The organism is Pseudoxanthomonas sp. LjRoot204_2, assembly GCF_056175765.1.
In genome coordinates this window covers 1-7,834 of record NZ_JBGFFG010000138.1, presented here as the reverse complement: position 1 = coordinate 7,834, position 7,834 = coordinate 1, and the positions used below count along the sequence as shown (strand labels likewise).

The 7,834-nt window shown below is 67.2% G+C and carries 11 protein-coding genes; 9 read left to right on the top strand and 2 right to left on the bottom strand.

Annotated features, from left to right (window positions below):
• The 6 genes from AC04L7_RS08425 to AC04L7_RS08400 all read left to right on the top strand — a co-directional run.
• Window positions 1-185 (top strand): acyl-CoA dehydrogenase family protein (locus AC04L7_RS08425; protein WP_475512815.1); only part of this gene is annotated, 185 nt, incomplete at its 5' end.
• 91 nt (window positions 186-276) lie between these two features.
• A complete protein-coding gene (locus AC04L7_RS08420; RefSeq protein WP_435999125.1) occupies window positions 277-828 on the top strand; it encodes a GNAT family N-acetyltransferase in 552 nt (183 codons plus the stop codon).
• Window positions 825-1,313, top strand: a complete 489-nt coding sequence (locus tag AC04L7_RS08415) for a nucleotidyltransferase family protein (RefSeq protein ID WP_435999123.1) — start codon at window positions 825-827, stop codon at window positions 1,311-1,313. Before AC04L7_RS08420 ends, AC04L7_RS08415 begins: the two co-directional genes overlap by 4 nt.
• Complete coding sequence (locus AC04L7_RS08410; protein ID WP_475512814.1) at window positions 1,303-1,953, top strand: glutathione S-transferase family protein; 651 nt, start codon at window positions 1,303-1,305, stop codon at window positions 1,951-1,953. Before AC04L7_RS08415 ends, AC04L7_RS08410 begins: the two co-directional genes overlap by 11 nt.
• 13 nt (window positions 1,954-1,966) lie before the next feature.
• Window positions 1,967-4,228 (top strand): thiamine pyrophosphate-dependent enzyme, encoded by a 2,262-nt coding sequence (locus tag AC04L7_RS08405; RefSeq protein WP_435999119.1) that lies wholly within the window; start codon window positions 1,967-1,969, stop codon window positions 4,226-4,228.
• A 30-nt stretch (window positions 4,229-4,258) separates the two neighbouring features.
• The gene (locus AC04L7_RS08400; RefSeq protein WP_475512813.1) at window positions 4,259-4,801 is read left to right on the top strand and encodes an NADPH-dependent FMN reductase; all 543 of its coding nucleotides are present in this window, start codon (window positions 4,259-4,261) and stop codon (window positions 4,799-4,801) included.
• Window positions 4,802-4,805: 4 nt separating this feature from the next.
• On the opposite strand, the gene ubiM is transcribed toward AC04L7_RS08400, so the two are convergent.
• Window positions 4,806-6,038, bottom strand: coding sequence for a 5-demethoxyubiquinol-8 5-hydroxylase UbiM (gene ubiM / locus AC04L7_RS08395; protein ID WP_435999115.1), 1,233 nt, complete (start codon window positions 6,036-6,038; stop codon window positions 4,806-4,808).
• A gap of 86 nt (window positions 6,039-6,124) precedes the next feature.
• The gene (ygfZ, locus tag AC04L7_RS08390) at window positions 6,125-6,988 is read right to left on the bottom strand and encodes a CAF17-like 4Fe-4S cluster assembly/insertion protein YgfZ (RefSeq protein ID WP_299343210.1); all 864 of its coding nucleotides are present in this window, start codon (window positions 6,986-6,988) and stop codon (window positions 6,125-6,127) included.
• A 39-nt stretch (window positions 6,989-7,027) separates the two neighbouring features.
• Here ygfZ and AC04L7_RS08385 point away from each other — a divergent pair, with 39 nt between their 5' ends.
• The 3 genes from AC04L7_RS08385 to AC04L7_RS08375 form a co-directional block, all read left to right on the top strand.
• The gene (locus AC04L7_RS08385; protein WP_296282421.1) at window positions 7,028-7,213 is read left to right on the top strand and encodes a DUF1674 domain-containing protein; all 186 of its coding nucleotides are present in this window, start codon (window positions 7,028-7,030) and stop codon (window positions 7,211-7,213) included.
• Window positions 7,214-7,273: 60 nt separating this feature from the next.
• Window positions 7,274-7,666, top strand: a complete 393-nt coding sequence (gene sdhC, locus AC04L7_RS08380; RefSeq protein WP_475512812.1) for a succinate dehydrogenase, cytochrome b556 subunit — start codon at window positions 7,274-7,276, stop codon at window positions 7,664-7,666.
• A partial coding sequence (locus AC04L7_RS08375) for a succinate dehydrogenase, hydrophobic membrane anchor protein (RefSeq protein WP_475512816.1) occupies window positions 7,663-7,834 on the top strand: 172 nt, incomplete at its 3' end. The genes sdhC and AC04L7_RS08375, both read left to right, overlap by 4 nt.

Sequence of the window (7,834 nt, the reverse complement as noted above, 5' to 3'; positions counted from 1 at the left end):
ACTGCCGCATGGCCATCGACATCGCCCGCGAATGCCGCGACCTGCTGGGTGGCGCCGGCATCACCACCGAGCACGCCGCCATCCGCCACGCGCTGAACCTGGAATCGGTCATCACCTACGAGGGCACGGAAACCGTGCACCAGCTGGTGATCGGCCGCGAGCTGACGGGCATCAACGCGTTCTGAGCGGGTCCCGCAACGCGCACGTCCGACGGCGTGCGCGGACCGGGTGTTCAGCGCGTGGGATGGCCTTCCGTTCTGGGATGACGTGGCACCGATGGACCTTTCCGAACTCCAACTCGACACGCCCCGCCTGCTGCTGCGCTTGCCGCGGCGGGAGGACTACGAAGCGTGGGCCGCGTTCGCCACCGATGAAGAGACCATGCGTTACATCGGCGGCACGCAGGCCCGTTCGCCGGCATGGCGCAGCCTCGCCGCCACGCTGGGCAGTTGGCATCTGCAGGGTTTCGGGATGTTCTCGGTGATCGAGAAAGCGACCGGCCGCTGGATCGGCCGGGTAGGGCCGTGGCAGCCAGAAGGCTGGCCGGGCACCGAAGTAGGCTGGAGCATCGCCCGTGAGTCTTGGGGCCGCGGTTACGCGCCGGAAGCAGCGACGGCCAGTATCGACTGGGCGTTCGAACACCTGGGCTGGGAAGAGGTGATCCATACCATCGATCCGGAGAACGCCAACTCCAAGTCGGTCGCCGCGAAACTTGGTTCGACCTACCTGCGGATGGATCGCCTTCCCGAACCGCACCACGAGAAACCGGTCGAAGTCTGGGGCCAGACGCGCGCGCAGTGGCAGGAACGCAGAGTCGCCCAACCGTGACGTCGACGTCCGCGCTGTACGCAGGCCTGCACGATGCCTTGCCCGAGCTGATGCGGACGTTCCGCGATCCCTGGTGGATCATCGGCAGTGCCGCGATGGTGCTGGCGGATATTCCGAATGTCGCACCGCAGGACATCGACGTACTCTGCAGCCGTCGCGATGCGCTGCAATTGCGGGAGGCCTGGATCGATCACGTCGATGCGGCCTACCGCCCTGCAGACGAAACCCGTTTCCGTTCCGCGTTCGCCCGCTTCGTGCACCTRCCGATGCCGGTGGAAGTCATGGGTGGACTGGAACTGATGACGGCCACGGGATGGCGGCCCGTGCAGGTGCACGACGATCTACGCCTTGACGTCGCCGGCCATGAAGTGCGTGTGCCGACGTTGGATGAGCAACGCCGCATCCTGCTCGCGTTCGGTCGGGAGAAGGATCTCGCCAAGGCCGCCCGCATTCCCGTATCGCCGGAGCACCCGCATGTCGCCTGATCCCGTCACCGTCCATGGCATGTCCACCTCGGGCAACTGCCACAAGGTGCGCCTGTTGCTCGAACAGCTCGCACGGCCTTACGCGTGGGTCGAGGTCGACAGCGCCAATGGCGGCACCCGCACACCGGACTRCCTGGCGAAAAACCCGAACGGCAAGGTGCCGATGCTGGAGCGCGCGGACGGCGCGATCCTGGTGGAGTCGAACGCCATCCTCTGCTGGCTGGCAGACGGCAGTCCCTACCTGCCGGCCGATACCTGGCAGCGTGCGCAGGCATTGAGCTGGCTGTTCTTCGAACAATACAGCCACGAGCCCTACATCGCGGTGGCGCGCTTCATCCGCGGATGGACGCCCGTGGATTCGCCGCGTCGTGACGACTTGCCTCGTCTGCAGGAACGCGGCGCCCAGGCGCTGGTCGTGATGGAAAAGCACCTGCAAGGCGCGGCGTGGTTCACCGGTGACGACTACGGCGTGGCCGACATCGCGCTGTTTGCTTATACCCATTGCGCCGATGAAGGCGGCTTCGACCTCGCCGCATACCCGCATATCACCGACTGGCTGGCCCGCGTACGCGCGCAGCCGGGTTTCGTTCCCATGCCCGGCGTGAGCGACGATGTCGCCGCGCGCCTGGCGTCCTCCTGATCCGAGCGAGCACATGACTGCCAAAGCAATTCCCGCACGCATGAAGGGCCTGAACCGGGCCGAGATCTGCGACCAGAATTTCATCGAGTTCGTCAGGGAATGGGACGGCCAGGTGCGCAGCGTGCCGGCCCACGGCGAGCCCGTGCTGCCAGGCAGTGCGCTGGATGCGACTGGCTTCGTGGAGCTGCTCGAATCCCAGCTCGTGAGTCGCCATCTGGACCTGATGGCGCGCGTGCTGCGCGTRCAGAACAAGGTCTTCTACACCATCGGCAGCTCCGGCCACGAAGGCAACGCGATGGTGGCGCGGCTGACGCGGCATACCGATCCCGCCTTCCTGCACTACCGCAGCGGCGGTTTCATGGCCGAACGCTTCCGCAAGCTGCCCGGCATGGATCCCGTGATGGACTCAGCGCTGAGCTTTGCCGCCAGTGCGGAAGACCCCGCGTCCGGCGGCCGCCACAAGGTGTGGGGCAGCAAGCCGTTGTGGGTGCTGCCGCAGACCTCGACGATCGCCTCGCACCTGCCCAAGGCACTGGGCACCGCCGTGGCGATCGAACAGGCGCGCCGCATCGGCCATGCGCTGCCGATTCCCGACGACAGCATTGCGATCTGTTCGTTTGGCGATGCGTCCTCGAACCATGCCACCGCACAGACCGCGTTCAATGCCGCCGCATGGACCGCATACCAGAAACTTCCCGCCCCGGTGCTCTTCGTCTGCGAGGACAACGGGATCGGCATTTCGGTGAAGACACCGGACGGCTGGATCGGCCGCAATTTCCGCGACCGCAAGGACCTGGACTATTTCCACGCCGACGGCCTGGACTTGGCGAGCGGCTATGGCCAAGTGCAGGCGGCGGTCGAGCATTGCCGTCACACCCGCCGCCCGACCTTCCTGCACCTGCGCACCACCCGCATCATGGGCCACGCCGGCACCGACTTCGAAATCGAATGGCGTCCGCTGGAGGAACTGTGCGCCGTCGAGGCGACCGATCCGCTGCTGCGCAGTGCCGCGATCGCGCTGGCGTCGGGCCTGTACACCAAGGACGCTCTGCTCGCGACATACGAAGCGATGCGCAAGCGTTGCTTCGCTGCCGCCGAAGATGCCGACCGCCGTCCGCGCATCACCACGCTCGATCACGTGATGGCGCCACTCGCGCCCTATACGCCCGGCGCGGTGGCGGCGGAGGCCGTGCGCGAAGCCCCGCACGAACGGCGCGTCGCGGCCTTCGGTAGCGAGGACAGGCTGCCCGAGAAGTCGCCGCCCCGGCATCTCGCCATCCAGATCAACAACGCGTTGCACGACCTGTTCTGCAAGTATCCGGAGACGCTGCTGTTCGGCGAGGACGTGGCGCAGAAGGGCGGCGTGTATACCGTCACCAAGGGCCTGCAAAAGGCGTTCAAGGGCAGCCGCGTGTTCAATACGCTGCTCGACGAGACGATGATCCTCGGCATGGCCCAGGGTTACGCCAACATGGGCATGCTGCCGCTGCCGGAAATCCAGTACCTGGCGTACTTCCACAACGCCTGCGACCAGATCCGCGGCGAGGCGGCCAGCCTGCAGTTCTTCAGCAACGACCAGTACCGCAACCCGATGGTCGTGCGCGTCGCCGGCCTCGGGTACCAGCGGGGATTCGGTGGACATTTCCACAACGACAATTCGATCACGGCCCTGCGCGACATCCCGGGGCTGGTCGTCGGGTGCCCTTCGCGTGGCGATGATGCGGCCACCATGCTGCGCACGCTGGCGGCGCTGGCGAAGGTGGACGGGCGCGTCACCCTGTTCCTCGAGCCGATCGCGCTGTACATGACCAAGGACCTGTACGAGACCGGCGACGGGCAGTGGCTGTTCCCGTATCCGCCGCAGGACGAGGCGATGACACTGGGCGAGGGACGCGTATACGGTGAAGGCGCGGACGATCTGGTGATCTTCACCTATGGCAACGGCGTACCGATGAGCCTGCGTGCCGCGCGTGCCATCGAGGCCAAGCATGGCTGGAAGGTGCGTGTGGTCGACCTGCGCTGGCTGGTCCCGCTCAATGCCGCGTTCATCGCGGCGCAGGCGAAGACGGCGAAGCGGATCCTGATCGTCGACGAAGGCCGCCATGCGGCGGGCGTGGGCGAGGGGGTCATCACCGCGATCGCCGAGGCCGGCTATAGCGCGCGTCCCTTCCAGCGCGTGGTCGGCGCGGATACGTACATCCCATTGGCCGGCGCAGCCTTCCTGGTACTCCCGGGCGATGACGATATCGTCGCGGCGGCCGACCGGCTGGCATGATGGCGGCCACAACCTGATCGAGAAACGCACATGCCCACGTCCCGCATCGGTCTCATCATCGGCAGCCTGCGCTCCGGCTCCTACAACCGGCAGCTCGCGCATGCGGTACAGCGGCTGGCCGGTGATCGCTTCGCGTTCGAGGAGATCRGCATCGGCGAGCTGCCGTTGTACGACCAGGACGACGATGCGGATTTCCCCGCGACGGGCCGGCAGTTCAAGCAGCAGGTGGAAGCCTGCGATGCGCTGCTGTTCATCACGCCGGAGTACAACCGCTCGATTCCTGGCGTGCTTAAGAACGCCATCGACGTGGGCAGTCGTCCCGGCGGCAGCAATTCCTTCGGCGGCAAGCGCGCGGCGATCATCGGTACCTCACCGGGCGCGCATGGCACGGTGTCGGCCCAGCAACACCTGCGCAACGTGCTGGCGGCGGTCGACGTKGCGGTGCTGCCGCAGCCCGAGATCGCCATCCAGTATCGCGAAGGCCAGATCGATGCGACGGGCGATATCGCCGACGAGCGCCTGCGCAAGCGCCTGCAGCTGTTCCTGGATCGTTTCGAGGCTTGGGTGGCCTGAACCGTCAGGCCGGGCGCAACAGCGCCAGGCCGTCGCGCAGGCGCTGCAGCGGGCGACGGTCGCTCGGGCTCTCGTCGGCCARCATGCCCGCGAGCGCACGCCGGAAAGGGGTCAGTCGGCGACCCGCTCGCAGCACCCCCTCGCGCAGCAAGCGTGCCGGCGCACGGTCGTCGGTGTAGAGCTCCACGATGGCGCGCGTGGCCAGGTACAGCGGCCGTGTGCCGCGGCGATGGCGGCGCTCGTAACGCGCCAGCCCTTCCGCGCACCCGAGGTCTCCCTTGCGCTGCATCGCGTCGCGCGCCATGGCCGCCAGCCGCTCGACGCTGGCCAGCCCGAGATTGAAGCCATGCGCCGTGACCGGGTGCATGCCGACCGCCGCGTCTCCGGCCAGCGCGAACCGGCGCCCGACGAACCGGCGCGCATAGACGCCCACCAGCGGATACACATGCCGGCTGCTTTCCAGCGTCATGTGGCCCAGGCGATGCCCGTAGCGCTGCTCCATCTCGCAGGCGAATGCGTCGATGTCCAGCGCGGCGAGACGTCGTGCCGCGGCATCCGGCAGGGTGATGACGACGGAGGATTCATGCTCCTTCAGCGGGAGCAGCGCGCGTGTCTGGCCGTGGCCGAACCATTCCCACGCCACGCCCTGATGCGGCTGTTCGTGATGCATGCGGCAGACCAGCATGCTCTTGCCGAAATCGTACTGATCGGCCCCGATACCCATCGCGCGGCGCGTCTCGGAGAAGCGGCTGTCTGCCGCGATCAGGAGCGGTGCTTCCAGGCGGAGTCCGTCGCCGAGGGTGATGCCGGCATGGTCGTCGGTCGTGCGGACGGCATGGATCCGCGCGCCATCGAAGAAATCCAGCCCGGGTAGGTCGCTGACGGCCTTCCATGCCGCTTCGCGGATCCGCTGGTTCGGCACCAGCATGCCGAGCTGTTCCTTGCCGGCCAGCGCGGCGTCGATGCGCATGTCGTGCAGGCAGTCGCCTTCCATGACGCGGGCGGCGCGCAGGGGCGAGCAGGCGTCGTCGGGCAGATGCTGCCAGATCCCGAGGTCGCGCAGCAGGCGCATTGAGGCATGCGTCAACGCGATCTCGCGGCCGTCGAACGCGGGCTCTGCGATGGCGGCGCGCGACTGCCGCTCCACGAGCGCGACCTTGAGGTCGAGATCGCACAAGGCCTTGGCCAGGCACAACCCCGCGGGGCCGGCGCCGATGATGATGACGTCGTGGTGCATGCGCGTGTCTTCGTGCCTGGGTTCACGGCAGTCTAGGCACGCAGTCGCCCACGTCATTGACGTGGATCAATCGCCACGCAGGATCGTCAGCGGCTCAGGCCGTCCAGCAAGGGAATGCGCGTCAGCGGCTGCGTATCGGCCAACACGCCTTCGCCGGTGTGGTCCAGCGGCAGCACGGCCAGCAGCAGGGTCTGCGGACCGTCGGCCACCGTGCTGACGACTTCCCCGATGTCGCGCTCGCTGTCGCGCACGATGGCGCCCGGAGCGACGGAGCCTGCCGCGTGGAAGCCCTGTAATGCGCGCTTGGCCTTGCCAAGGAAGTGGGTGCGCGCCACGATTTCCTGCCCCGGGTAGCAGCCCTTCTTGACGCTGTAGGCGGCCAGCCTGTCCAGCGCCAGCTGCTGCGGCGTCCATTGTTCGCGCTGGGCATCGGGAAGGCGGGGAAGACCATGACGCAGGTCGGCGGCACGCCACGAGGCCTGCTGCGCAACGTCATCGACGCCCGGTGCACCGACACGCAGCGTGCGCGGACCGCCTTGTCCGCTCCAGTCCAGCTCCAGCACTCCGCCGTCCATCCCCAAGGTCGCGCCGCGCGCAGCGTGGGGTACGGCGAAAGCGCCGCTGATCGTCGTATCGACGTGGAGTTCGATCTTCAACTTTCGTCTAAACACGAAACGTCGCAGGGACTCGACGAACGCAGGGGCAGGGTGGTCCGGCAGTACGAGCCAGACGCGATCCTCCGCCAGCCGCGCCAGCGCAAACACCGCCATCACGCGTCCCTTGGGCGTCAGCCACGCGTTCCACTGCCATTGCCCGACCGGCAGGCCGGCCACGTCGTTGGCGAACTGGGCCTGTGCAAACGCCGCCGCATCAGGCCCTTCCAGCGTCACCAGGGCATGGTCGGACAGGGCGAAAGACGGCGCGGTGGTACGGGAAAGGTTGTCAGCCAAGGGGGCGGGGATTAAAATTTTGTGCGTTGCGAGACCGCCATGATAGGTCAAACTCCCCCGACTCCCGAACCCGATCCCGGAACACAGCCATCCGCCACCTCGACGCCGACACCCGGCGAAGGGGCGACGGATACGGTCGTGCAGAAGGAGATCGGTGGCCGCGACGGGCCCGAGCCCACGCGTTACGGGGATTGGGAAAAGAACGGACGCTGCATCGATTTCTGAGCAGTGCACGTATAGCCAACGCGGTCCCTGACTGCCCAGCCGAGACAACGAGCGCAACGAATGGCGACTCCACAACGTCCGCTTTCCCCCCATCTCCAGGTCTACCGTTGGCAGATCCAGATGGTGACCTCCATCCTGCATCGTGCGACCGGCGTCGTGCTCGCTGCGGGCGCCCTGCTGATCACGGCCGGCCTGGTCGCGCTGATGATGGGTCCTGAGGCCTGGAACTGCTTCAGCAGCCACGCCGGCGCCTGGTACGGCCAGGTGTTCCTGTTCGGCTGGACCTGGGCCTTCGCCTACCACCTGTGCAACGGCATCCGCCACATCGTGCAGGACTTCGCCATCGGCTACCGGATCGCGACGTTCGTGCGCAGCAGCTGGCTGTCGGTGATCGGCAGCCTGGTCATCACCGCCCTGGTGTGGGCGTACGTACTGGTGRGAGGTGGGGCATGAGCAACTTCCGTACCCCCATCAAGAACGCGCGCGGCCTGGGCTCGGCGAAGACCGGCACCGAGCATTTCGTGCACCAGCGCCTGACCGCCACCGCGCTGGTCGCGCTGACGATCTGGTTCCTCGTGTTCGTGCTGAGCCTGGCGGGCGCGGACTACGTCGCCGCCACGG

Excerpts from the sequence above, each read along its gene's own strand:
- AC04L7_RS08385 (WP_296282421.1), top strand. The coding sequence starts at position 7,028 with ATGATAGGTCAAACTCCCCCGACTCCCGAACCCGATCCCGGAACACAG.
- AC04L7_RS08420 (WP_435999125.1), top strand. The coding sequence starts at position 277 with ATGGACCTTTCCGAACTCCAACTCGACACGCCCCGCCTGCTGCTGCGC.